Annotated in this window: 23 protein-coding genes and 1 tRNA gene; 8 read left to right on the forward strand and 16 right to left on the reverse strand. The window is 65.7% G+C overall.

What is annotated here, in order from left to right; all coding sequences use genetic code 11:
- Positions 1-11 precede the first annotated feature (11 nt).
- Positions 12-1,226 (reverse strand): argininosuccinate synthase, encoded by a 1,215-nt coding sequence (locus FHS75_RS08425; protein WP_179407228.1) that lies wholly within the window; start codon positions 1,224-1,226, stop codon positions 12-14.
- A gap of 83 nt (positions 1,227-1,309) precedes the next feature.
- Between FHS75_RS08425 and FHS75_RS08430 the strand changes: the two genes are divergently transcribed.
- Positions 1,310-1,747, forward strand: coding sequence for a DUF1801 domain-containing protein (locus tag FHS75_RS08430; protein WP_179407229.1), 438 nt, complete (start codon positions 1,310-1,312; stop codon positions 1,745-1,747).
- Here the strand turns inward: FHS75_RS08430 and FHS75_RS08435 are convergent.
- From FHS75_RS08435 to FHS75_RS08445, 3 genes are all read right to left on the reverse strand, one after another.
- On the reverse strand, positions 1,722-2,981 hold the full coding sequence (locus tag FHS75_RS08435) for an SAM-dependent methyltransferase (RefSeq protein WP_179407230.1): 1,260 nt from the start codon (positions 2,979-2,981) through the stop codon (positions 1,722-1,724). The genes FHS75_RS08430 and FHS75_RS08435 overlap by 26 nt on opposite strands.
- Positions 2,982-3,062: 81 nt before the next feature.
- A complete protein-coding gene (locus FHS75_RS08440) occupies positions 3,063-3,635 on the reverse strand; it encodes a TMEM165/GDT1 family protein (protein WP_179407442.1) in 573 nt (190 codons plus the stop codon).
- Positions 3,635-4,411, reverse strand: coding sequence for an SDR family oxidoreductase (locus FHS75_RS08445; RefSeq protein ID WP_179407231.1), 777 nt, complete (start codon positions 4,409-4,411; stop codon positions 3,635-3,637). Before FHS75_RS08445 ends, FHS75_RS08440 begins: the two co-directional genes overlap by 1 nt.
- Positions 4,412-4,519: 108 nt before the next feature.
- On the opposite strand from FHS75_RS08445, the gene FHS75_RS08450 reads away from it, so the two are divergent.
- Entirely contained in the window at positions 4,520-4,885 is a 366-nt protein-coding gene (locus FHS75_RS08450) for a hypothetical protein (RefSeq protein ID WP_179407232.1), read from the forward strand.
- Between the two features lie 66 nt (positions 4,886-4,951).
- Here FHS75_RS08450 and FHS75_RS08455 read toward each other — a convergent pair whose 3' ends face one another.
- Entirely contained in the window at positions 4,952-5,323 is a 372-nt protein-coding gene (locus FHS75_RS08455; protein WP_179407233.1) for a glycine zipper 2TM domain-containing protein, read from the reverse strand.
- A 72-nt stretch (positions 5,324-5,395) separates the two neighbouring features.
- Here FHS75_RS08455 and FHS75_RS08460 point away from each other — a divergent pair, with 72 nt between their 5' ends.
- On the forward strand, positions 5,396-7,135 hold the full coding sequence (locus tag FHS75_RS08460; RefSeq protein WP_179407234.1) for a hypothetical protein: 1,740 nt from the start codon (positions 5,396-5,398) through the stop codon (positions 7,133-7,135).
- A gap of 1 nt (position 7,136) precedes the next feature.
- On the opposite strand, the gene rlmN is transcribed toward FHS75_RS08460, so the two are convergent.
- Positions 7,137-8,399, reverse strand: coding sequence for a dual-specificity RNA methyltransferase RlmN (rlmN, locus tag FHS75_RS08465; RefSeq protein WP_179407235.1), 1,263 nt, complete (start codon positions 8,397-8,399; stop codon positions 7,137-7,139).
- A 211-nt stretch (positions 8,400-8,610) separates the two neighbouring features.
- Here rlmN and FHS75_RS08470 point away from each other — a divergent pair, with 211 nt between their 5' ends.
- Complete coding sequence (locus tag FHS75_RS08470) at positions 8,611-9,270, forward strand: outer membrane protein (RefSeq protein ID WP_179407236.1); 660 nt, start codon at positions 8,611-8,613, stop codon at positions 9,268-9,270.
- Positions 9,271-9,321: 51 nt separating this feature from the next.
- On the opposite strand, the gene FHS75_RS08475 is transcribed toward FHS75_RS08470, so the two are convergent.
- From FHS75_RS08475 to FHS75_RS08485, 3 genes are read right to left on the reverse strand one after another with little or no spacing between them, the layout of a single operon-like run.
- Positions 9,322-9,819, reverse strand: coding sequence for a hypothetical protein (locus FHS75_RS08475; RefSeq protein ID WP_179407237.1), 498 nt, complete (start codon positions 9,817-9,819; stop codon positions 9,322-9,324).
- A complete protein-coding gene (greB, locus tag FHS75_RS08480) occupies positions 9,812-10,297 on the reverse strand; it encodes a transcription elongation factor GreB (RefSeq protein ID WP_179407238.1) in 486 nt (161 codons plus the stop codon). Before greB ends, FHS75_RS08475 begins: the two co-directional genes overlap by 8 nt.
- Positions 10,298-10,311: 14 nt before the next feature.
- On the reverse strand, positions 10,312-12,309 hold the full coding sequence (locus tag FHS75_RS08485; RefSeq protein ID WP_179407239.1) for a lytic transglycosylase domain-containing protein: 1,998 nt from the start codon (positions 12,307-12,309) through the stop codon (positions 10,312-10,314).
- Positions 12,310-12,529: 220 nt separating this feature from the next.
- Here FHS75_RS08485 and dapA point away from each other — a divergent pair, with 220 nt between their 5' ends.
- Complete coding sequence (gene dapA, locus FHS75_RS08490; RefSeq protein WP_179407240.1) at positions 12,530-13,411, forward strand: 4-hydroxy-tetrahydrodipicolinate synthase; 882 nt, start codon at positions 12,530-12,532, stop codon at positions 13,409-13,411.
- A gap of 11 nt (positions 13,412-13,422) precedes the next feature.
- On the opposite strand, the gene FHS75_RS08495 is transcribed toward dapA, so the two are convergent.
- Complete coding sequence (locus FHS75_RS08495; RefSeq protein WP_179407241.1) at positions 13,423-14,415, reverse strand: NAD-dependent epimerase/dehydratase family protein; 993 nt, start codon at positions 14,413-14,415, stop codon at positions 13,423-13,425.
- A gap of 129 nt (positions 14,416-14,544) precedes the next feature.
- Between FHS75_RS08495 and FHS75_RS08500 the strand changes: the two genes are divergently transcribed.
- Positions 14,545-15,549, forward strand: a complete 1,005-nt coding sequence (locus tag FHS75_RS08500) for a glycosyltransferase family 2 protein (protein ID WP_179407242.1) — start codon at positions 14,545-14,547, stop codon at positions 15,547-15,549.
- Positions 15,550-15,558: 9 nt separating this feature from the next.
- Here FHS75_RS08500 and FHS75_RS08505 read toward each other — a convergent pair whose 3' ends face one another.
- Genes FHS75_RS08505 through FHS75_RS08515 form a run of 3 tightly spaced genes read right to left on the reverse strand, consistent with a single transcriptional unit; the run spans position 15,559 to position 18,763 of the window.
- A complete protein-coding gene (locus FHS75_RS08505) occupies positions 15,559-16,323 on the reverse strand; it encodes a class I SAM-dependent methyltransferase (protein ID WP_218845164.1) in 765 nt (254 codons plus the stop codon).
- A complete protein-coding gene (locus tag FHS75_RS08510) occupies positions 16,320-17,564 on the reverse strand; it encodes a glycosyltransferase family 2 protein (protein ID WP_179407243.1) in 1,245 nt (414 codons plus the stop codon). The genes FHS75_RS08505 and FHS75_RS08510 overlap by 4 nt, the downstream gene beginning before the upstream one ends.
- A complete protein-coding gene (locus tag FHS75_RS08515) occupies positions 17,561-18,763 on the reverse strand; it encodes a glycosyltransferase family 2 protein (RefSeq protein ID WP_179407244.1) in 1,203 nt (400 codons plus the stop codon). Before FHS75_RS08515 ends, FHS75_RS08510 begins: the two co-directional genes overlap by 4 nt.
- A gap of 210 nt (positions 18,764-18,973) precedes the next feature.
- On the opposite strand from FHS75_RS08515, the gene FHS75_RS08520 reads away from it, so the two are divergent.
- Both FHS75_RS08520 and FHS75_RS08525 read left to right on the forward strand, forming a co-directional pair.
- Complete coding sequence (locus FHS75_RS08520) at positions 18,974-20,278, forward strand: glycosyltransferase family 4 protein (RefSeq protein ID WP_179407245.1); 1,305 nt, start codon at positions 18,974-18,976, stop codon at positions 20,276-20,278.
- Positions 20,265-22,106, forward strand: coding sequence for an ABC transporter ATP-binding protein (locus FHS75_RS08525; protein ID WP_179407246.1), 1,842 nt, complete (start codon positions 20,265-20,267; stop codon positions 22,104-22,106). Before FHS75_RS08520 ends, FHS75_RS08525 begins: the two co-directional genes overlap by 14 nt.
- Positions 22,107-22,133: 27 nt before the next feature.
- Here FHS75_RS08525 and FHS75_RS08530 read toward each other — a convergent pair.
- The 3 genes from FHS75_RS08530 to FHS75_RS08540 form a co-directional block, all read right to left on the reverse strand.
- Positions 22,134-22,209 (reverse strand) — tRNA-Thr (locus FHS75_RS08530).
- Positions 22,210-22,243: 34 nt separating this feature from the next.
- Positions 22,244-23,128: a hypothetical protein gene (locus FHS75_RS08535; protein ID WP_179407247.1), complete on the reverse strand. Its 885-nt coding sequence runs from the start codon at positions 23,126-23,128 to the stop codon at positions 22,244-22,246.
- The gene (locus tag FHS75_RS08540; RefSeq protein WP_179407248.1) at positions 23,121-24,440 is read right to left on the reverse strand and encodes a replication-associated recombination protein A; all 1,320 of its coding nucleotides are present in this window, start codon (positions 24,438-24,440) and stop codon (positions 23,121-23,123) included. The genes FHS75_RS08535 and FHS75_RS08540 overlap by 8 nt, the downstream gene beginning before the upstream one ends.
- Positions 24,441-24,484: the final 44 nt, after the last annotated feature.

The following is a 24,484-nucleotide window of genomic DNA, read 5'->3' on the forward strand; positions in this document are numbered from 1 at the left end:
GCTGTGGAACGTCAGCGGTCGCGCTGTGCGAGCAGACGCAGCCGAAGCGCGTTGAGCTTGATGAACCCTTGCGCGTCCTTCTGGTCATAGGCGCCGGCATCGTCCTCGAACGTGACATGGCGCTCGGAATAGAGGCTGTTCGGCGACTTCCGGCCCACGACGTGCGCGCTTCCCTTGTAGAGCTTCAGGCGAACGGTGCCCGAAACCCGTTCCTGCGAATGGTCGATGGCGGCCTGCAGCATCTCGCGCTCCGGGGCGAACCAGAACCCGTTGTAGATGAGTTCCGCATAGCGCGGCATCAGCTCGTCCTTCAGGTGCGCCGCGCCCCGGTCGAGCGTGATCTGCTCGATACCGCGATGCGCGCGGGCGTAGATTTCGCCACCAGGCGTTTCGTACATGCCGCGGCTCTTCATGCCGACGAAGCGGTTCTCGACGAGGTCTAGCCTGCCGATCCCGTGCGTGCGCCCCAGGTCGTTGAGCGCGGTGAGCAGCATTGCCGGGCTCATCGCCTTTCCGTTCAGCGCAATGCCATCGCCCTTCTCGAAATCGATGGTGATGTACTCGGGCTCGTCCGGTGCGTCTTCCGGATTGACCGTGCGCGAATAGACGTAATCCGGCGTCTCTTCCCACGGATCTTCCAGCACCTTGCCCTCGGACGACGTGTGCAGGAGGTTCGCATCGGTCGAGAACGGGCTTTCGCCGCGCTTGTCCTTCGGCACCGGAATCTGGTGCTTTTCGGCCCAAGCGATAAGCGCCGTGCGCGAATTGAGGTCCCATTCGCGCCAGGGGGCGATGACCTTGATGTCGGGATCGAGCGCATAGGCAGACAGTTCGAAGCGGACCTGGTCGTTGCCCTTGCCGGTCGCACCGTGGGCGATGGCGTCGGCGTTGGTCTCGCGCGCGATCTCGATCAGGCGCTTGGAGATCAGCGGGCGCGCGATCGAGGTACCGAGAAGGTAGTCGCCCTCGTACCGGGCATTGGCGCGCATCATCGGGAACACGAAGTCGCGGACAAACTCCTCGCGCAGGTCGTCGATGTAGATGTGCTCTTCGGGAATGCCCATCAGCCGCGCCTTGTCGCGCGCAGGTTCGAGCTCCTCGCCCTGGCCGAGGTCGGCGGTGAAGGTCACGACCTCGCAATTGTAGGTAACCTGAAGCCACTTCAGGATGACGCTGGTGTCGAGGCCGCCCGAATAGGCAAGGACGACGCGCTTGATGCCGGACATGGCTCCACTCCGCTTGGAAACTCGGCTACAATGCCGGGAGCGCCCCTAGGCCATGGGGCCGGATGCGGCAAGGGGAGGTACGCATGAGCGGCAAAGCCGAAAACACCGACCGGTCCCGGGACGAGGTTGTCGAATTCATCGCATCGATCGGGGACGACCGCCAGCGGGATGAAACCCACGTCCTAGATGCGATGCATCGCCGGGTCACCGGATGCGAGCCGGCGATGTGGGGGCCGTCGATCATCGGCTACGGCAGCTATCACTACAGGTACGACAGCGGGCGCGAAGGCGACTGGATGCGGGCGGGATTCTCGCCGCGCAAGGGAAAGTTCTCGATCTACCTAATGGGCAACTACTGCGACAGGCGTGCCAAGGCCGACGATTTGTTTGCGCGTCTCGGCCAGTACAAGACCGGCAAGTCCTGCCTCTACGTGACGCGGCTCGAGCGGATAGACCTCGACGTGCTCGAACGGCTGGTCGACCTCAGTTGGCACATCATGCTCGAGAAGTATCCCGAATAAGCGCGCTTTCCGCTTCGTGCAGGTAGTCGCGCGTCAGCGGGAGCGCGTTGCGGTTGCGCGCGTACTGGATCTGGTAATTGCACATGCCGCCGCTTTCGAAGGCTGCCGTCGCGCCCGAAAGGTAGAAGGTCCACATACGGTAGAACCGCTCGTCGAACATGCCGACGATCGCGGCGCGGTTCGCTTCGCAACGGCGATACCATTCGCGCAGGGTCCTGGCGTAATGCAGCCGCAGCGTCTCGACGTCGCTGGCGATGAGCCGTGCCTTCTCGCTGGCGGCCACTGTTTCGCTGAGTGCGGGGATATAGCCGCCGGGGAAGATGTACTTGTTGGTGAAGGCGTCGGTGCTGCCCGGCTTGCCGAACCGGCCGATGGTGTGGAGCAGCATCACGCCGTCGTCGGTCAGCAGGTTGGCGCAGGCCCGGAAGAAGGTTTCGAATTGCGGACGTCCGACATGCTCGAACATGCCGACCGAGACGATGCGATCAAACTTTTCACCGCGCCTGGGCAAGTCGCGATAGTCGACAAGTTCGAACATGATGCGATCGGACACTCCTGCGAGGTCGGCCCGCTCGCTTGCGAGGGCAAGCTGCTCTTCGCTCAGCGTGATCGCATGGACGCGCACGTCGGCCTTCTGCGCAAGGTAGATCGCCATGCCGCCCCAACCGCATCCGATGTCGAGCACGCGCTGGCCGGGCGCGAGCGCCAGCTTTGCCGCGATGTGCGCCAGCTTCGCCTCCTGCGCCTCGCCCAGGGTCATGTCCTCGCGCGGCCAGTAGGCGCAGCTGTACTGCATGTGCTCGGAATCGAGCATCAGGCGGTAGAGGGCATTCCCGATGTCGTAGTGGTGCGCCACGTTCTTTCGCGACGAAGTCGCTTCGTTGAACGATGCCGCCGCGAACGCCAGGCGATCCCTGATACGGCGAGTAAGCGAAGGGCGGCGCAGCGCGCCGCCCCTGTCCCAGGGCTGGTTTGCGCGCATCAGCGACACCAGGCCCATGATGTCGCCCTGTTCGATGACCAGCCTGCCGTCCATGAACGTTTCGGCGGCGCCAAGGCGCGGATCCATCAGGATGTCGCGCGTCACCTTCCTGTCGGCCATGCGCAGCGCGACTTCGGGGAAGCCGGGCTCGGGCGTGCCGAACGAGACCTTGCGACCGTCGGCGTGGGTCACATCCAGCCTGCCGCGCTTGATGACGCTGCCGATGCCCTTGTCGAAAAGTCTGGAACTCATGCGATTTGAGAAATCTTGCTGCGTTCGAACATGGCGCGACCTTAGTTGGCGCGCCTCGCCGTGCAAGAGTGTTTCGCCTGCCTATGGCCACCCCGCGATCCGTGCAAGTTGCCACAGGCCCAGGACAAGGAACAACAGCGCGGCAGCGATCCGCGTCGCCCTGAGCGAGATGCGCCGCACCAGCGCTTCGCCGAGGAACACGGCAGGCGCGTTGGCGATCATCATGCCGAGCGTCGTGCCTGCCGCGACCACGAGAACCGCCTCGTATTGCGCGCCCAGCGCCACGGTGGCGACTTGAGTCTTGTCGCCCATCTCCACGATGAAGAAGGCGACGAGGGTTGTGAGAAAGGCACTGCCGCGCCGGGTGAAGCCTTCCTCGTCCTCGCCCAGCTTGTCGGGGATCAGGATCCAGCCTGCCATCGCGATGAAGCCGAGCGCGACGACGAGGCGGAACCAGTCCGCCTCGACCAGCCCCGCCACCTCGCGCCCGACGAGGGCGGCCAGCGCATGGTTGGCGAGCGTCGCGACGAGGATGCCCGAGAGAATCTGCCAGGGCGCACGCAGCCGTGCCGCCAGCACTATCGCCAGCAGCATGGTCTTGTCCCCGATTTCCGCGAGTGCGACGACAAGGGTCGACGCGGCAAAGGCTTCGATCATTGCCGGGCGAGGTATAGTACATCGCGCGGCTGCGAAAGGAGGTGCTGGCCCGAATCCACGAACATCGTCTTGCCGCTTGCCAGCCATCCGCCCGCCAGGAACAGCGCGGCGTCCGCGATCTCGTCCGCGCCGGTCTTGCGTTCGAGCAGGTTGAGGCGATGCGATCGCTCGGTTTCTTCCTCGGTCTGGTCGTGGCTGGCAAGGATCGCGCCGGGAGCGAGCCCGTAGACCCGGTCGCGCGGATCGTCCTGCGCCATCGCCAGCATGCGGACGGTCGATGCCAGCGCATGCTTGCTCATCGTGTAGGAGAAGAAGTCGGGGTTCGGATTGGCAAGCTTCTGGTCGGTCAGGTGGATGACGCGCCGCCCGCCGTCAGCCCGGGCGCGGGCAAGGAAGGCCTGGGCCATGCGCGCCGGGGCGGCGGCATTGACCTGCATCGCGCGCCCGAAGGTACGGGGATCGAGACCGGTCGCGAGATCGCGCTCGAACAGGCCGGCGCAATTGACCAGTACCCGCCAGTTCCGGATCGTTTCCGCAAGTTCCTCGATCATCGCGACGGCAGCATCGCCATCCGCAAGGTCGCAGGTCACGACGGAGGCGTGCGGCAGGCTCGCGGCCAGTCGGTCGGCTTCCTCTCGCGAGCTGTTGCAGTGGATCGTCACGTGCCATCCGGCGCGGGCAAACCCTTTTACGATCCGCGCTCCGATACGCTTCGCCCCGCCAGTAACGAGCACGCCGGGGCGCGTGGAATTGGTGGCAAGGTCGCCGGTCATGTCCGGGAAATCAGCATAGCGACGGCTTCAAGGGAAGAGCTGGTTCGAAACAATTTCCCGCGCAATTCCTTGAATCCTCAAAGGCAACTCGAAAAACGGAGAAACGACATGCCACGCACGCTCGTATCTGCAGCGATTGCCGCTGCATCCATCGCTCTCGTCCCCGCTGCCGCACAGGCCGCTCCGGACGGCCTGAACGCACAGGAAGAAGCGCAATGGAACGAGCTCGAAAAGCGGGAACGCGAGCTCGCACGGACGGTCGACGACAGGCTGGAAACGGTCGAGAAGCGCCGCAAGCAGATGGACAAGGCACAAAAGCGACTTCGCGAAGCGCGCGACGACGTCGATGACGCGCGCGAGGATCTGGCGAAGGCCAACAAGCGGCTGATACGCGCTCAGGACAACTTGCAGACGGTCACATCGCGAAGGATCGAACTCGCCGGCTACGGATCGGGTACCGACACCCGGAACTGATCGACGCTGAAAGCAGCAGTATGGGAAGGGGGCGCGGAATCGGTCAGCGCCCCCTTCCCGAACCGATTAGCGGCAGCGCAGGCTGCCCTTGTCGATCTCGCGACCGAGAAGACCGCCGGCCACGCCGCCGATGATGGCGCCGAGCGTCCTGTCGCCGCGTCCGGCGATCTCGTGCCCGGCAAGCGCGCCGACGCCCGCTCCGATGATGAGACCGGTCGTACCGTTGTCGCGGCGGCAATAGTATCGACCGTCGCGCCCGCGCCAGACGCGATCGCGCCGATCCATGCGACGCGGTTCAATGTAGCGTCCGCGCGAATCGTAGATTTTCTTGTCGCGATAGCCATGCGCGGGTGCCCAGGGCGGCGGGTCGGCAAAGGCGGGGGCCGCCGGAACAGCCATCGTCGCGGCAATCGCGGCCGCCAGGAATTTCGTTCGCATTGGATGCTCCTTCCAGGTCGCTTCGGGTTGCCCTGTCAACGCGGGACCTCGTTCATCGCTCCACAACGTCAGATGAACGAAAGCCTGCATTCATTGAGAAAAGACAGGCTGTGGCAGCGGCGCGACGAATGCCGCCGACAGAAGCTAGATGAGTTATCGCATTGTCGATTGGATCACCTCAAAGTCCCGATATGGTTGTGCTTTGACGGAAAAGGGAATCTGATGCGGCGTCTGAAAGAGGTCATCCTCACGATCGTTGCAGCAATGGTCTCGCTTGCTCCGGCGGCTGCGCTCGCTGAGGCACCCGACTGGAGCAACGCGACCGCGCCGGTCCCGCTGCTGATCGAAGCCGATGAGCAATATCGATCGGATGTTATCGCGCTACTTCGTGAGATGCAGGAAGGAGTGATTCGGCCGGAGACCATAGAAAGGGTCGACGCGTTGTCCGCGCGGCTCAGCGAAGCATCGGGAGCGACCGGCCTGCTCAAGCTCTTCAAGGGCAGGCAAATATTGTCCGCGGGCAGGAAAGGCGAAGGGGCGGCGCAACTGAAGGCAGCCCTTCGGCAGTACCCCAATATCCCGGTGGCGTGGCTCTGGACCATAGAAGGCCTGAGCTTTTATACGCCGGAAGTCGGGTTTGCCGCGAACGCCTGGATGGAGCTTGCGCAGCAATCACCCGAATTGGCAAATTTGATCGACCCGATATACCTCACCGCGCTAGCCGGCAATCTGGCTGCCAACGGGGAAATGGAGACGCTTGAGCAGCTCTATCTTGCGCTCGACCGTATCGGTTACGCTGCCAAGGACCCTTTCACGAGTTCGGCGGTCGCATACGAGGCATTCGGTTCTCTGGCCGAGGATGGGCTCGAAGAGGAAGCTCGACTGCGGCTCGCACGCATCGCGGACCCGAGCAAACTGGCGCAAATCCTCACTTACCGCACTTTCGAACCTTACTGGAACGATGTCGAATTCGATTCTGCCGAGCTGCGCACCCGTCTGGTGCGAACCTGGCTGATCGAATCCGGTCGCGCAATCAGCCGTTCCGACGATGCCCAGCGGTTCGGCTGGTTTCTGAGCACGCTCTCACCCTATGTCGAACCGGTGCTTTTCACGGGACGCTACGAGCCCCAATTGCGCGCGGTCATGCAGCGCAAGAACCGCAGCGAGGCAGACGCGTTCTACGCGGCGTGGGTTTCGCCGATCGCGCGAGCGCATGTCAATGCGGGCAACATCGACGCGGCCGAGGCGATGTACAAGGACGCCGAACTGTTCTTCGATGGGTTCGCCAACCGCGCCAAGTTGTCGGTCGGAGCCAACTATGCGGATTTTCTTGCCAACAGGGGGCGCTATCGGAAAGCGCTGGAGAAGACCGATTCGCTCATTGCAATCCTGGAGGAGGCAACCGGCAATGAACTCGCCCTGCTCAAGATGAAGAGCATCCGGTTGAGGGCTCTCCATGGCCTTGGCCGCGACTACCGGTCGGATCCGGCAATGGCAGCTATCGCCGACGCGAGAAAAGGCGTGCCATCGCTGGAATTCGAGTTGATGCTCGATTTGGGCGATTACGACGCCGCGCGCCAACAAGCGCTGAGCTTGCTTGACGGCGACGACTACGCATTCGTGGTCGATGCCTTTCAGCCCCGGCTTGGAGCGTTTGGGCATTCATATCCGGAAGCGAGGGAAAAAACGCTGGAGCGGCTCCGTGCCGATCCGCAGGTTCTGGCAGCGGTTGAAGAGAAGGGCAGGATCCTCGATTTCGAACCCGTAGCAGTTTCGCTGGACGAATGGCCCGCGCTGGATAGCGCGCCCTGACCTACCCCAGCGCCGCCTCCTTTTCGGCATAGAGCCGGTCCAGTTCGGCGCGGCTCTTGCGTTCGGATGCGGTCTTGAGCTGGCCGCAGGCGGCGTCGATGTCGCGGCCGCGCGGGGTGCGCACCGGCGCGCTGATTCCGGCTTCGAAAACGATATCGGAAAAGCGGCGGATGCGCTCGGGCGAGGAGCACTCGTACTGCGCGCCGGGCCAGGGGTTGAACGGGATGAGGTTCACCTTGGCCGGCAGGTCGTACTTGCGCAGGAGGCGGACGAGTTCGCGCGCATCCTCGTCGCTGTCGTTCTTGTCCTTCAGCATCACGTATTCGAACGTAATGCGCCGGGCGTTGGATGCGCCGGGATAGGCCGCGCATGCCTCGAGGAGATCCTCGATGCCGTACTTCTTGTTGATCGGCACGATCTCGTCGCGCACGTCCTTGGTGACGGCATGGAGCGAGACAGCCAGGTTCACGCCGATTTCCTCGCCGCAGCGCGCCATCAGCGGCACGACGCCACTGGTCGAAAGCGTGATCCTCCGTTTCGAGAGCGCCAGCCCGTCGCCGTCCATGACGAGGCGGAGCGCGTCGCGCACGTTGTCGAAATTGTAGAGCGGCTCGCCCATGCCCATCATCACGATGTTGGTAAGCAGCCGTCCGTCGGCGGAATAGCCGCCTTCGTCCTCGGTTTCGTCGAGCCCGTCCATCCGGCCCTTCGGCCACTCTCCCAGCGCATCGCGCGCGAGCATGACCTGACCGACGATCTCGCCCACGGTGAGGTTACGCACGAGCCGCATCGTGCCGGTATGGCAGAACCGGCAGTTGAGCGTGCAACCGACCTGGCTTGATACGCACAGCGTGCCGCGATCCGCATCGGGGATGAACACCATCTCGAAATCGTGGCTATCGGCGGTGCGCAACAGCCACTTGCGCGTCCCGTCGGTCGAATGTTGGGCTTCCACGACTTGCGGGCGTCCGATGAAGAAGCGTTCGGCCAGCCAAGGGCGCATCGTCTTGGCGATGTCGGTCATCGCGGCAAAGTCGGTGACGCCGCGGTGGTAGAGCCAGTGATAGACCTGCTTGGCGCGCAGTTTCGCCTGCTTGGCGTCGAGGCCCGCATGGCCGAACAGTTCGGCGATGCGCTTCCTCGGCAGGCCGATAAGGTCGATCCGGCCATCCTCGCGCGGGGTCACGCCATCGACGACGCTGTCGCGCGGAACGGGGACCGGGTCGATATACCCGGGGATCGGCATCTGTTCTGTCTGGGACATGATGCGGGCGCATATAGTGCGTTCCTGCCGTTCGCGCAAAATTTCGCATCGAGACTTTCCGTCCGACGCTTCTCCCGAACATATCGGCCACGAGGTGTGGCGACAGAGCGGCAGTTGTATTGTTATTTCAGGTTCAGGAAACTTTCTTTCGCCTCTCGGCATTCAACCGGTCCCGGCGGCCACAAGCCGTCGCTGTTGAATGGAGTACGCAATGAAAAAGTTTCTCGTCCCGCTCGCCATCGGCAGTGCGCTCGTCTCGGTACCCGCGCTGGCGCAGAACGCCTCGCCGTTCACCGGACCGCGCGTCGAGGCCGTCCTCGGCTACGACGTGTCCAAGGCGGGGAGCAGCGTCGACGACGACGCCAATGTCGACAACGACCAGTCGATCGACGGCCTGCTCTACGGTGTGGGTATCGGCTACGATCACGATTTCGGAAGTATCGTTGCCGGCGCGGAAGCCGAACTGACCGATTCCACGGCGAAGACCGAATTCGACAACGGCGATTTCGAGGGATTCGGCTTCGGCAACGTCAAGGCCAACCGTGACCTGTACATCGGCGGGCGCATCGGCGTGAAGGCGACCCCGCGCACGCTGATCTACGGAAAGGCCGGGTACACGAATGCCAAGTTCGATGTCCTGTCGAGCGACGGCACCACGGAATTCCGGCAGGATTTCGATGCAGATGGCTACCGCGTGGGCGCCGGCGTCGAGCAGGCGCTGAGCGAGCGCACCTTCGCGAAGGTGGAATACCGATACTCGAACTACGCCAGGGCAGAAGTCGATTTCGATGGCGACATTCCGGACAGCGAGCGCTTCGATATCGATACCGACCGCCACCAGGTCGTCGCCAGCGTCGGCATGCGCTTCTGACGAGGGCGGAGTTCGCGACGGGAGGGGCGGGCCGGTGGCTCGCCCCTTCTGCTACCGGCCCAGCTTGGCGCAGCCGAGCAAGGCTGCGTCCATCGCCGAGGCTGCGCCCGAGAGCGTCCAGGTATTGGAGAAACGCCGCCCCCGCTTGTCGCGAGAGGATACGGTCATGCTCCGGGCAGAGCGCATCGCGGCGGTGATCGCGGCGTTCATCTTGCGATCGGTTGCCCAGGCATCGCCGCCGCCGCCCGCAAGCTCGAACCGTTCGTCTCCTACACGAAGCAGGATGGCGGCGTCCTTCGCCATTTCGCGCGATAGGCGGAAGTGAATCTGCCCGCGCACGCCCCGCTTCGGCCAGGTGCCGATCGCCGCGAAGGGCTGGTAATCGCGCTCCTTCCGGCTCGGTTCCGCCTTCGCTATGGCGTAACAACGCGGGACCATGGGATCGCGGAAGGCGCCCCACGTGGCATAGAGGCCAAGGCTGTCGCGGGCCTGCGCGTGCCCCGTCGCCAGAGCGGCGACCGTCGCGGCGGCAAGCGCAAGGCTACGCATCGGGATATCCGATCGCGAGAACTTCCCACTCCTTTTCGCCCGCCGGGAGCCTGACGGTGCGCAAGTCGCCCACCGACGCTCCGCGCAGCGCCCTTGCAAGCGGTGCGCTCCACCCGATCCGGCCCGCGCCTGCGTCCTGCTCGTCGTCGCCGACGATGGTCCATACGCGCTCGTCGTCGTCCTCGTCCGCAACGGTTACGGTCGCGCCGAACCACACCCTCGTGCGGTCGGGCTGGGCGGACGGATCGACGATGCGCAGCTTCTTCATCCGGCGGGCAAGGTAGCCCAGCTCGCGGTCGATCTCGCGCATGCGCTTGCGACCGTAGAGGTAGTCGCCGTTCTCTGATCGGTCGCCGTTGCCGGCGGCCCAGCTCACGATCTCGACGATCTCGGGCCGCTCCTTGCCAAGCAGGTGGTCGTAGCGGGCTCGCAGCGCGGCCATGCCCTGCGGCGTGATCGGCGGCCCACCCTGCTGCACCCCCCGGCCTTCCGTCAGCCCGGCGTGCGCTTGCCGAGGAAGCTGCTGAGCGGAGTGTTGCCCCTGTCGAACGCGCGTCCCTCATTCAAGTGTTCGTAGATCACGGCGTTTTCCAGCACCTTCTGGATGTAGTTCTTGGTCTCGTAGATCGGGATTTCCTCGATCCATCGAATCCAGTCGATAGTGCCGTTGCGCGGGTCTCCGTTCTGGCGCAGCCAGCGGTTCACGTTGCCCGGCCCGGCGTTGTAGGCACCGACGGCAAGCGGGTAGGCGCCGCCGTAATAGTCCATCATCCGCGCGAAGTAGCCGTCACCGAGCCGGATGTTGTAATCGGGATCGCTGATCAGGCCGCCAAGGCTGTAGCCCAGGCCCATCTTGCCTGCCTGCTCGCGCGCGGTTGCCGGCATCAGCTGCATCAGTCCGCGCGCGCCTGCATGGCTGATCGCGTTCTGTGCGAACTGGCTCTCCTGACGGGAGATGGCATGGACCATCGTCCAGTTGGTCCCCGGCGGCGTGGGGATCAGCGGGAAGGACGTGGTGTGGAAATTGCCATGGCCATCGGTATGTGCCGACTGGCCGAGGATGACGGCAAGGTCGCGCCGACCGATCTCGCGCGCAAGATCGGCGACCAGCACGTGCTCGGCCTCCGTTCCGGCCTGTTCGGCGATCTCGCGGAAGAACTGCACGCCCGTGCGCCAGTCGACGCCGCGCGCCACTTCGCGTACCGCCTGCGTGATCGGGCGCGCCTCGAAAGCGGCGCGCTCGTCGGGCGTCGGGGCGATGCTTGGCGGATCGTCGAGCGAGGGTATCGGGCGACCGAGCCGCTCGAGCGACAGGAGGCCGTAGAAGTGATCGGGATACTGCGCGGCAAGCTCGAAATACCGGTTCGCCCCCGCAGCATCGCCGGCTTGCGCCATGGCGCAACCGGCCCAGTAGAAGCCCTTCGAGCGGGTCGGGGGGGTCTGTGCGGCGGCGCCGTATCGATAGAACAGCGGCGCGGCGCGGCGAGCATCGCCCAGTTCCCAGAGCGCCTTGGTGCCGCCCAGCCACATGAGCGAGGTATAGTCGTCGCGCAGGCGGAAGCTCTTGGTGCTGATGTCGGTGCCGGGCGCGAACCCATCGTCGATGGACGCGGCGATGCGAACCGCGCTGTCGGCGCTCGCTCCGCGCGCGGCGGTCAGCAGTTCGCGCACCCAGGCATCCTCGTCGAAGGGCAGGGTCTGCGCCTCGGGCCGCGTGGCGAGGAGGTTGATCGCCGATCCGATGTTGCCCGAACGCCGGGCCTGCACCGCGCGGTTGTAGATATACCCGATGTCGCGCAGCATCTCGCCTGTGGAAGGCAGGCCGAGCGAACCGGGCGCGGCACCCTGCATCAGCGAAAGCCGCTCCATGAACAGGTCGCGCGAACCGGGGGAAACGTACGAAATCTGCCGCGCGGCCTGCGCCTCGTCGCCTTCCCACAGCAGCGCGTTCATCCGCGCATCGTGATCGGCAGGCGTGAAGCGGTTGCCGAATAGCGCAAAGATCGACGCCGCTGCGGTCTCGGGAAGCGGACCGCCGCGCCATGCCTGTCGCGCAACTTCGGCGGCCTCGCTCCGGCCCAGCGCTGACAGTGCCAGTGCGTAGCGCCCGCGCGCGTCGTTGGTCAGCGGCGGATTGCGGTCGAAGAAGGCGACGAGCGTAGAGTTGTCCACGATCTCGTCCTCGAGCGCAGCCTCGGCATAGCGGCGAAGCTTCTCTTCCTGCGGAAAGCCCGGATAGGTGATGATGAAACCGGCGTAGTCGCTGAACTGGTAGTCGCCCGACCGGCTGAGCATTTCCCAGCGCTGGATCGCCTGGCGCATCGTGCCGCTTTGCGTCTGCATGAGCCGGGCGCGCGCCTGGTCCCATTCGGCGCCGTTCTGGGCCAGCGCCGGCGCAGACATGCATGCGGTTGCCGCCAGCAGGGCGACCGCCGAACCACGGAGCAGCAGCGAGGAAGCGGGAAGAGTGGTCGGGGAGAATCTGGGCATGTACGGTTCCGGTATCCGATTGCAGGGGCAATTAGGGAAAGTGGCCGCGCAATGGCAAGTTCCTCTCCCGCATTCGTCCACCGGATCGACCGGTGGATCGTGCGGAAGCGTGCCTGCCGTTGCGGCTTTCCCTAGACAATCTGGCAAGCGCCTCCTTATCAGGCGCTGAATGACGCGCCGTCCGTAATTCCGGCGATGGTCGAGGAGGGACGTAATCCAGATGTTTTCCGGTTCCATACCCGCGCTTGTCACGCCGTTTCGCGACGGGGCTTTCGACGAGGCCGCATTCCGCCGCCTTGTCGACTGGCAGATCGAAAACGGATCGTCGGCGCTGGTGCCGTGCGGTACCACCGGCGAGAACTCGACGCTGTCGAATGCCGAGCATCACCGGGTCATCGAGGTTTGCGTCGAGCAGGCGGCGGGCCGGGTGCCGGTGATCGCCGGCTGCGGGTCGAACGATACGATGAACGCACTGCTTCACATGAACTTCTCGAAGAAGTGCGGCGCGCAGGCCGCGCTGGTCGTGGGGCCGTACTACAACAAGCCGAGCCAGGAAGGCCTGCTCGCCCATTTCAGCTACCTTGCCGAGAACATCGACCTTCCGGTGATCCTTTACAACGTTCCGGGCCGGACGGTGACCGACATCATGCCCGAAACTGTTTGCGAACTGGCCAAGCGCTATCCCGACACTTTCGTCGGCATCAAGGATGCGAGCGGCGACCTGTCGCGCGTTACCGACCACCGCATGGGAATCGGCAGGCATTTCTGCCAGCTATCGGGTGACGACGAACTGGCGTTGCCTGCCAATGCCGCCGGGGCCGTGGGCTGCATCTCGGTGACGGCCAATGTCGCACCGCGCCTTTGCGCCGACTTCCAGACCGCCTGCGCCGCGAACGATTTCGAGAAGGCGCGCGAAATCAACGACAAGCTCTACCCGCTGCACTACGCGATGTTCGAGGACAGTTCGCCGGGACCGTGCAAGTACGCGCTGAGCCGCGTTCACGACTGGATCGAGAACGAGCTGCGCCTGCCGCTCGTCCCGTGCAGCGAAGAAGCGATGAAGGCGGTGGACAAGGCGCTGGAACACGCGGGCCTTGCCTGAAGCGGTGCGCCTCAGGAAACCAGCGTGATCCGCGGGGCCGGGCGGCCCGTTTCCTCTCGGAACCAGTCGATGGTCCTGCGCACGCCCTCCTCGTAGTCGACCTTGCATTCCCATCCGGGAAGCAGGTCGCGTGCCAGCGTCAGGTCGGGGCAGCGGTTCGTGGGATCCTGCGGGACGGGAGCTTCGTGCTGTATCGGGCACCCGCCCATCACCTGCGAAACGTATCGGGCAACGTCGATGACGCTCACTTCACGGTCGTTGCCGATGTTGAGAGGTCCGGGATAGTCGATCTTGTCGCGCCAGAAATACCGTGCGAGTCCCTCGACGATATCGTCGATGTAACCCCAGCTTCGCGACTGGAGCCCGTCTCCGTAGATCGTCAGCGGCCGCCCGGCGAGTGCCTGGGTGATGAAGTTCGACACCGCGCGACCGTCGTCGGGACGGGTGCGCGGGCCGAAGACGTTGAACAGGCGGACAACCCGGATATCGGTGCCGCGGGTGCGGCGCATCTCGAACAGCAGCGCCTCGGTCGCGCGCTTGGACTCGTCGTACGAGGAGCGCGGGCCGGTGCAGTCCACCGAACCGCGATAGCTTTCCGGCTGCGGCGAAACCAGCGGATCTCCGTAGACTTCGGAGGTGGAGGCGAAACAGAACTTTCCATCGGGCGCGAGCAGGTCGAGCATGCGCATCGCGCCGCCGATGTTGGCGCTCATGGTGCGATAGGGATCGCTCATGTACCAGGGCGGCGACGCGGGAGAGGCGAAATGGTAGACTTCGTCGAAGCGGTCTTCGCACTGGAACTTTTCGATATCGCAGGTAACGACGCTGAAGCGGGGGTCCGTCACGTGGCGGACATTGTCCTCGAGCCCGGTCCAGAGATTGTCGACACAGATTATCTGCTCGACGTCGCTGCGCTGCAGCAACGCATCGATCAGATGCGAACCAATGAACCCGCAGCCTCCCGCAAAGAGGATGCGCCGACCGGAAATCGGGGATATCGACATGCGCGTTACAATTCGCCTTAATCGAAGCTTCGAAAATTTCTTATAGCATTCAGCGGTGTATCTAACAATTGCGCAAAAAAATGCCAGATAACAAAGTCTTCAATCGCGCGCCGATCGTTGGGGCAGTAAATGTCTAGCGCGATAGGGACGATTCCGGGCGTGACCGCAATAATACCTGCCTATAATGCGGAAAAGCATTTAGAAAAGACGCTGCGAAGCGTTCTGGCTCAGACCTACGAAAATCTCGATGTCATCGTCGTGGATGACGGGTCCACGGACAGCACCGCAGAAATTGTTTCAATCGTTGCGCGGCAGCATGACCGCGTCTGTTGCGATACTATCGAGAACCAGGGCGTTGCTGCAGCGCAGAACAGGGGCCTTGCCTTGTCGCAAAGCCGGTATGTCGCATTTCTGGACGCCGACGACCTCTGGCACCCGCAGAAGATCGAGAAACAGGTCGCCGCGCTACTTGCGCACGGCGATTCGCCCGAGTGGGCCGCTTGCTATACCTATTATCGCCGTATCGACGATGACGACCGCGTCCTGTGGGACGGGGCCGAGGGCGGATTGCGGGGCGATTTCCTCGCCCAGCACCTGCTCGACAACCACGTCGGCAACGGCAGCAGCCTGCTCGTGCGCCGCGACCTGGCGATCGAACTGGGCGGTTTCGACCCGGAGTTCGCGCAAAGGGGCATTGGCGGGTGCGAGGATTTCGACCTGCAGCTTCGGATCCTGCGCCGGCACCGGATCGAACTCGTCCCGGAATTCCTCGTCGGGTACCGGACCCACGCCGAAGCCATGTCGAACGACGATCTCGCGATGGGCCGCGGCATCGTCGCGGTGGTCGAGAAGCTGGGAAAGCGCGGGTTGCTCGAGCCGGCCGAACTTCGCAGCGCCCGGTTCGCGATGCGTTCGCACGCGATCGTGCGCTTTGCCCGCGCCGGGGCCTGGGGACGGATCGCCGGTGCGCTGCTCCGTATGTTTTCCATCGCCCCGCTCGCGACGATCCGCTTCGCGCTGTCGGCTCCGGGCAGGCTCTCGCGGCGCAGGACCCGGCTCTCGAGACTACGCGACCAAGGTAGCGGACCGGACTTCGCATCGCTTACCCCGACACAGCGTACCGCTCCGCAGTAACCGCGATGCTTAGTCGGGCGATCCGGGCTTTCGCCAGGTCGCCGCGATCTCGGCACCGGGGCTGCCGGGCCTGTTGGCGAGCCACCCTGCCAGCGAGACCGGCGCGGCAAGGACGTGCGCGGCAAAGCGAAGGGGGCGAGGCAGCTTCGAGAAGGCGATATCGTGGCTGAGCGCGAGCCCCGAATTCACGAAGCTGCCCGTTGCTTCCGCAGCCCGCCCGAACAGCGCATCGAGTTCCTCCTGCCGGTAACCGCGCCTGACGTGTCCCCATTCGCGCAGAAGGCGTTCCTCCGGCGGGCATAGCGGCCGCATGAACCGGTAGTGGGGGTAGCGCCAGCGTTCGCGGCTGGGCGTCGTGACGATGATTACACCGTCCCTGCGCACCACGCGCATCGCTTCGCTGGCCGCGAGCGCGTCGTCCTCGACGTGTTCGAGGATGTCGAACATCGTGACGCAGGCGAAACTCTCGTCCTCGAACGGAAGCGCCGTTGCCGAGCCTGTGACGAGCCGCTGCCCGGCTTGCAGGTTGCATGCGGCATCGGCGACACCCGGATCGGCGTCCAGGTTGACGACTTCGGCATCGGGATAGAGCAGCTTGGTCAGGCCGCTGCGTCCGCCCCCGATTTCGAGGATCTGGCTGCCCGTCAGGTCGGGCGCGACGCGGTGGATCGCCCGCATCTTGTCGCGAAAGAAGAGACCGTCGGTCAGCGCGCCGCGAAACGGATTTCCGGCGAGGAACAGGTGAAGCGGGGCCCTGGCGACCATGGCGCTCATTCGCCGCTGCCGCGCCTGCTGCCGTACCTGGGGGAACTGCGGTGGCGCAGCCAGTAGAACGGCGCTTCGGCCAGCCCCGCCACGCCCGCCGACCAGAACTTGCGGCGCATCGGGTCGTTTCCGAACGGCAACTGCATCCCCGCCTTCGCATAGGTACGCGGCAGGTGGAGGAAGAATCGCCCGAGATGACCCAGCCTTCGCGATTGCGCATATTGCGCGAACAGCGCAACCGCGTGTCCGCGCATGTAGCTGCGCGTCTGCTCCAGTAGCGCGTCGGCGCTGTCGCGGTGATGATGGAAGACGCTTGCCAGCGGCTCGTAGCGGCAGGTCCAGCCTTTCAGGAGCAGGCGATGCCAGAGCTCGGTATCCTCGCTGCATCCCGCCGCGCCCGCACCCAGCCTCTCGTCGAACGGGCCGACGTCGTCGAGGGCTGCGCGGCGAAGCGCCATGCTCGCACCCGCGCCGATCGCATCGAGGTAGGGTGCGTCCCATGGTCTGCTCTCCAGGAAGCGTGGTCCGAAGGTTTGCGGCAGGAACCCGCGCTGGAGACCGCCGTACCCGAATTCGAAACGGAATGCCGCCTCGGTCGACAGGTCGGCGGGCAGTACCAGGCCGGTGACACAGCCGGTTCGCGGATCGTCGAAGCCGGAAGCGAGCATCGCAAGCCAGTGCGTCGTGACTTCGGTATCGTCATCCGTGAACGCGAGGATGTCGCCCGACGCGGCTGCGATGCCAGCGTTGCGCGCACGGCTGAGGCCCGGAGCGGGCTCGGCGACGTATCGCGCCTTTCCGAACCGCTCGACGACGGGTCGCGTCCGGCCATCCAGCGGCGCATTGTCGACGACGACGATCTCGAGGGGAGGGGTTTCGAGTGCGTCGAGCGCGCGCAGGCAGCGTTCCAGCGATCCGGGCCGGTCGCGCGTGCAGACGATTATCGAGGCGCTGCCCGAAAGCGCGCTGCCGGCCACCTTGCGCTCCCCGACGACGCTTGCCGGGGTGGCCTCGCGAGGGTCCTGCCCCGATGCCGCTACCAGCGGGGCGACGGCGTCGGCGGCAAGCGAAGCCGAGGCGGTCGGCGGGAGCGGAAGTTCCTCGGCGGTGAAAACGCGGGTGGCAACGGGCACGCCTTCATGCTCGTAGACGACATGGACGCTGCGAAATCCCTCGGGCAGGTCGAGCGCCCGCGCGGGCGCGCCGATGTCGATGCGCACGACGGCGCAGGGGAAGTGCTCGAGATTCAAGCGACTTCGCGCCGGATGCGTTCCGAGCGCCGCGCCGACCGGTCGTATTCCCCGAAAAAGCCCTTAACGCCGCCCCGGAACTCGGCAAGGACCATTCCGAAGGGCGTGATGTCGTCGCGCAGCAGGCGGACTCCGTAGCGCAGCCACCACCTGACGGTTCGCCACATCGGCCCGCGCATCTCCGGGTCGGTTCGCATCGACTTGGCGATGTAGGCCATGAAGCCGAGGCCCCAGGTATAGAACTGGTGGCGAAGCTGCGACATCTCCCGCCGGTGCTCGTGATAGACGGTGCATTGCGGCTCGTAGACCAGCGGCCGCCCGGCCCGCAGCACCCTGTAGAACATGTCGATGTCGCCGCCGCCCGGAAGCGGCCTGCCGGTATCGAGCGCCTCGTCGAAACCGCCCAGCGCGCGGACAAGCTCGACGTCGAAGCTCATGTGCGCGCCCGCACCGAAGCTCCCTGCGCCGCAGGGGTGGAGCTGGTCGCGAAACCGCCTCGCGCCGAAGCGGAGCGGGCGGAAGCCCCGCCTGAACCCCCCGCGCTTTTCGAACAGGACCTGGGCCGGGGTTTCCACCGCGAAAGGCATGACGAGGCCCGTCATGGCCCCGGCGTCCGGGTTTTCGAGCCATGCCCGGCGCAGGCCGATGAGGTAGTTCGGATCGGCCACGACATCGTCGTCGAGGAATGCCAGTATCCGTCCAGACGCTTCGGCGACCGCTCGGTTTCGCGCGAAATCGAGCCCGGCTTTCGGTTCGCGCACGTAGCGCACGCCCTCGCGAGCCTCGGCGACATCCTTCGTGCGGTCGTCGCTCGGCGCATTGTCGACCAGCAGGACCTCGCACGGTACCTCGCGTCGCAACGGAAGCAGCGAGTCGAGCAGGCGTGCGACCCAGACGGGCCTGTTCCTGCTGCAGATCGCAACGGTGATCTTGTGAGCATCGGCGATGTCCGCAGGCACTCGCGGGCGGAGCCGGTTGCAGATCGCCGCCTGCCGCACCTCGTCGTCCACGGCATCGCCTGCACGGAGCCCGGCGGGACCCATCCTCGCGGACGGATGCAGCGAAAAGCCGACCAGCGCGCCTTCGTCACGCACGGTGCAGGCGATCCCGTCGTCGCCGGCATCCGGGCGATATCGCCGATCCGGGTTGTCGAGCGCATCGGACAATTCGATGGTTATCGGCGTGTAGCCTCCGCTCATCGCCGCCCTACCCGTTCACGGATGCAGGAGCGCAGGAAATACGGCAATTGGCGGACTCCCGTTCGCAGCGCGCGCCCATGATCGACATGGGCTCTATATTTGCGAAAAAGCCCGATTTGAAGCTGTTGTTCTTCGCAGGAGCCACCGCGTTTGGACAGAACCGGCAATTGTGCAAGAACGGCCGGGATCGAGGTCGGGTGCGATGGCGGAATGAAGCTGGCGATACTGCCCTGGGGCAACGTGATCGAGGATTTCCTGGGGCCCATCGGACTGACCGTCGAACAGTTCGCGACCCGGATGTCCGGCGGCTGGCTGTTCGGGTACGCCGAAGCCTTGCACCGTGGCGGGATCGAAAGCTGCGTCATCGTCTTCTCCGCATCGCTCCGTTATCCCGCCCGCTTCGTCAATCCGGAGACCGGTCGCGTCACGGTCGCGCTGCCGGCCGCCGCGACCTACTGCGCGGCTCGTCATGTGTTCGGCGATGTCGACGGGCAGGCGAGGGGGGCGATCCCGGTGCGCGCGCTCGGCCGGATAGCGTCTTTCCTCGCAACCCCGGCCGCTCCATTGGTCGCCGCCCTGCACGCCGAGGCATGCAGCGCCGTTCTCTGTCAGGAATACGAGTACGCTCGGTTCGCGTCGCTCGCACGCATCGCGGGGCGCGAGGGGCTGGGCCTTTTCGCGACGTTCCAGGGCGGTTCCCCGAGCGCGGGCGCTTTCGAAAGGCGATTGCGCGACCGGGCCATTGCGCAAGCCGCCGGACTGATCGTCGGATCGAAGGTAGAGCAGGAGCGACTTGCCGCCACGTCCGCAATCGACGCCGACCGGATAGCCGCGATCGTGAACCCGCTAGACCTCGACGAGTGGCAGGCGGTCGATCGCACTGCCGCCCGCGAGCGACTGGGCATCCCGGCCGACGCCCGCGTCGCAATCTGGCACGGCCGGGTCGATTACCGCCGCAAGGGCCTCGATCTCCTCCTCGAGGCGTGGCGGCTCGTGACCGGGAACGCGCCCGGTGCCGACTTGCGACTGCACCTGATCGGCTCGGGCGCGGACGACGCCGTCCTGCGCCGTGAGATCGCGGCGGCGTGCTTGCCGGGCATCCGGTGGCTCGATCGCTATTCGAACGACCGGAACGCCATGAGGCTCGAGCTCTCGGCTGCGGACCTCTACGTCCTGCCGTCCCGGCACGAGGGCTTTCCGGTGGCGCCGATGGAGGCCATGGCCTGCGGCTTGCCCGCGGTGATGACCGACGTTCCGGGTGCGCGCGACATCGTGCCGGATGGCGACGGGAGCGGCGGCGTCATCGTGCCGCCCGACAATCCCGAAGCGCTTGCCGCTGCCATGCTCGACCTGCTGGACGACCCGCGCCGTCGCAAGGCGATGGGCGCGGCGGCCCGGTCACGGATCGGCTCTTTCGCGTCGCTCGACGCCACGGGCGAAATGCTCGCCACGTTTCTTCGGTCGCGATCCGCCGCGCGCCCGCAAGCATCGACACGGTCGCATGACCGGGTGTAACGGGCAGGCAGAGGAGCCTGACCCGCAAGCCGTGACCCTTCGCCAACTTATCGCAAGCGGTTTGCTCCCGCTCGGACCGTTCGCCGTCCGCGGCCCCCTGCATCGCATCGCGGCACGATATGCCTGGGCGCTGCCTGCGACTGCCGTCGTCGGCTTCCTTGCGAGCCTGTTCGAAACGATCGGCGTCGGACTGCTCATCCCGCTGGTCGGGCTTTTTCTCGGCGACAATGCCCCGATCGGAATGCCCGCGCCGCTGGGCTCGGTCGCCGACGCGGCCACCTCTATGGGCCCGCACGCGCGCTTCTTGCTGCTCGGCGGGACGATACTGCTGCTCTTCCTGCTCAAGAGCGCATTGCAGATCGCCAACGCATTCATGATCGAGGCCGTGACGGGCCGCGTCGGGCACGACATTCGCAACGCCCTTGCCGAACGCCTGCTCGGCCAGGAATACGCCTTCTTCCTGCGGCAGGACGAGGCACGGCTCGTCGACACGATCGCGCGCGCGAGCTGGTCGGCGGCGGATTCGATGCGCTGGTTCCTCCAGCAGCTGCCCGCCGGCGTGGGCATAGTGGTGATCGTCGGCTTCCTGGCTTGGATCGACTGGCGGCTGACCGCGATGGCGATCGCCGGGGGCGGGCTCATATTCCTGCTGCTGCGTGCCAGGGCGCCGCAACTTCGCGCCGCGAGCCGCCTCGTTCGCGAGCGAAACCAGCAACTCGGTGCGCGGATGCTTACGATCATCCGGGGGATACGCCCGATCACCGTCTTCGGGCAGCAACGCCGCGAGGCGACCCTGTTTGACGAGGCATCTGAGACAGTGCGGGCCGTTACTCTGGAAACCGGAAAACTCAAGGCGACCACCGGTCCGGTCACCGAACTGCTGATCGTCGTGCTGTTCATCGCGCTGCTTGCGGCCTCGTTCGAGCTGGGCCTTGCCATCGCCACCGTCACCGCCTTCCTCGTGATACTGACCCGCGCGCAACCCCATGCCCGCACCATTGCGGAGGCGCATGCCGGGATCGCGGCGGTGCGCGGCTCGGTGCAGGAAGTCGCATGGCTGCTCGAACAGGACACGCCCGCGCACAAGGAGGACGGACTGCCCGTTCCCGCCGGAGCCGCAGGCAAGGCGATCCGCTTCGAAGGCGTGACCTACGCCTATCCCAATGCCTCGGTCGCGCTGCACGATGCCGGTTTCGCGATAAAGCCCGGCCTCGCGACGGCGCTGATCGGCCGGTCGGGCGCGGGCAAGTCGACGGTCGTGGCGATCGTCTGCGGCCTTTTGCAGCCATCGTCGGGCAGGGTCATGCTGGGAGATACCCCGCTTGCCGATGTCGATGCCCAAGCATGGCGAACGCGCCTGGCCGTCGCCGGGCAGGACCTGTTCCTGACCGCAGGGACGGTACGCGAGAACATCGTGTACGGAACTCCCGACGCTACGGAGGAAGACGTGCTCGCGGCAGCCGACGCAGCGGGCGCATCGGAGTTCATCGCGCGGCTGCCGGAGGGATACGATACGCAGGTCGGCCCCAACGGCCTCAACCTGTCGGAAGGGCAGAAGCAGCGGCTGGGGCTTGCCCGAGCGCTCATCCGCCAGCCCGACTGGCTCATCCTCGACGAGGCGACAAGCGCGGTCGACGCGATGACCGAGCGCGAGATCGTCGACCTGCTGACCGAACGTCGCTTTTTCCGGAGCGCCATCGTCATCAGCCACCGCCGCAGCACGCTCGCCGCGTGCGAGGATGGCATCGTGCTCGCGCATGGCCGGGTGGTCGAAGCCGGCCCGCTCCGCGACCTCGCCTATTTCGCGACGATGGGCGACGAAGCCTGACGAGGCGAACCACCGTGCCTCGGCGCATGGTGCCGGCTGCAGGATTCGAACCCGCGGCCCCCTGATTACAAATCAGGTGCTCTACCAACTGAGCTAAGCCGGCGTCTCCACCGCGTGAAGAACGCGCGCTCTTTGCTTCAAATCGCGCCGAACGTCCAGCCTTCGGTGCGGGCGATCTCGTCGGTGAGGGCAGGCGGGTGCCAGAGGTCGGAATCGGCGGCGACGCGGCGCAGCCAGGCTGCGGAAAGGAGCGCGTCGGCGCTGTGATCGTCGATGGCGCCTTCGCCTTCGACAGGTGCGCTGCCGAGTACGGCAAGCGCGGCATTCAGGGCGGCATAGTCGCGCATCTTGCTGCGGCCGGGGGACAACCCGGCGGCCACCGCGGCGATGGTGGTATAGATCTCGACGACGACCGATCCGGTGGCGGGCAGCGGATCGACGGGCCAGACGGGCAATGCGCCGCCCAGCGCGTGGAGCATGCGCATGCCGGTCAGGCTCGACTTGCCGACCTGCGCTGCGCCGACGAGGTTGAAGTTCGAGTAGGGCTTGCAACCCATCGCTGCCTGCCTGGCCTCGGTGACGCGAAAGCGTCCGCGCCCGTGGAAGGCACCATCGCAGCGGAAATGCGCGCCTTCGCGTCCGCCGTGGCGGCGGAAGTATTCCCCGAGAGCCGCGTGCTCGACGAAGGACTGGGCTTCCAGGTGCAGGTCGGCGGCGCAGATCGCCTCGACTTGCGCCCAGAGCCGCCGGGCATCGGGTGGGGAGCCGCTCCAGCCCGGAAAGTATGCGCCGCAATCGGCGAAAGGCAGCGCGATGCCGAGGTCGAGGCCGGCGAGCGTTCCGGGTGGCAATTCGTCGCGCAGGACGGCCAGAACTTCGCCGCGCGACCAGGCGCACTCGCGCTCGACGAGCACCGGAGGACCGCCGCGCGCGTCGCACACGGCCACCGCGATACCCTTCTGCCGGGGCCCGCGCGCGCCCGACCAGTCTATCGCCGCGAATTGCCCGAAGCGGTCAGCCATCCCGCTCCCCGCGCAGGCGCTGCCAGTAGGCGAGGCGTTCGCGGACCTTGCGCTCGAACCCGCGCTCGACCGGCTCGTAATAGCTCTGCGGCTCCATCTCGTCCGGCCAGTAGTTCGCGCCCGAAAAGCCCTCGTCGGTGGCATGGTCGTATGCGTAGTCGCGACCGTAGCCGATGTCCTTCATCAGCTTCGTCGGCGCGTTGAGGATGCTGGCGGGCGGCGAGAGCGATCCGGTTTCCTTCGCGCCTTTCCATGCCGCCTTCTGCGCTGCGTAGGCCGCGTTCGACTTGGGGGCGGTGGCGCAATAGAGGCAGGCCTGCACGATGGCCAGCTCGCCCTCGGGGCTCCCGAGGAACTCGTAGGCATCCTTGGCCGCGAGGCACTGGACGAGCGCCTGCGGGTCGGCGAGGCCGATGTCCTCGGACGCGAAGCGCACGATCCGGCGCAGGACGTAAAGCGGCTCTTCGCCGGCGGTCAGCATCCGCGCGAGGTAATAGAGAGCCGCTTGCGGGTCCGAACCGCGCAGGCTTTTGTGGAGTGCCGAAATGAGGTTGTAGTGCCCGTCGCGGTCCTTGTCGTAGATGGCGACGCGGCGCTGCAAAAAGCTGCCGAGTTCCGCCGGGCCGAGCGGGTTTTCGATCGCGGCGGCGTAGAGTGTTTCCGCCTGGTTGAGCAGGAACCGTCCGTCGCCGTCGGCAGAAGCGACGAGCGCCTCGCGCGCCTGCGCCGACAGGGGCAGGTCGCGGCCTTCCAGTTCCTCGGCCCGGCCGAGCAGGCTGGTGAGCGCGGCCGTGTCGAGCCGCTGGAGGATGAGCACCTGCGCTCGGCTGAGCAGCGCGGCGTTCAGCGCGAAGCTGGGGTTTTCGGTCGTCGCGCCGACCAGCGTCACCGTCCCGCGTTCGACGAAGGGGAGGAAACCGTCCTGCTGAGCGCGGTTGAAGCGGTGGATCTCGTCCACGAACAGGAGCGTGCGCTGCCCCGCCTTCATCGCGGTCTCGGCCTCCGCGAAGGCCTTCTTGAGATCGGCAACGCCCGAGAACACCGCGCTGACCGCCGCGAAACGCATGCCGACCGCATCGGCCAGAAGGCGCGCGATGCTCGTCTTGCCAGTGCCGGGCGGCCCCCACAGGATCATCGACGAGAGCCGGCCCGCCGCCACCATTCGTCCGATCGCGCCTTCGGCACCGGTCAGGTGCTCCTGCCCGACAATATCGGCGAGCGAGCGCGGCCGCAGCCTGTCGGCCAGCGGTGCGTCGGCGGGCGGCTCGCCCGGGTCCGGCCCGGGTTGCTGGTCTGCGAAAAGGTCGTCCATCGCCTCCTACCTAGCCATTCGCGCGGGCAATTGCATGGGGCAGG

The sequence above is a fragment of the Novosphingobium marinum genome (assembly GCF_013408095.1).
Classification (GTDB): domain Bacteria; phylum Pseudomonadota; class Alphaproteobacteria; order Sphingomonadales; family Sphingomonadaceae; genus Novosphingobium; species Novosphingobium marinum.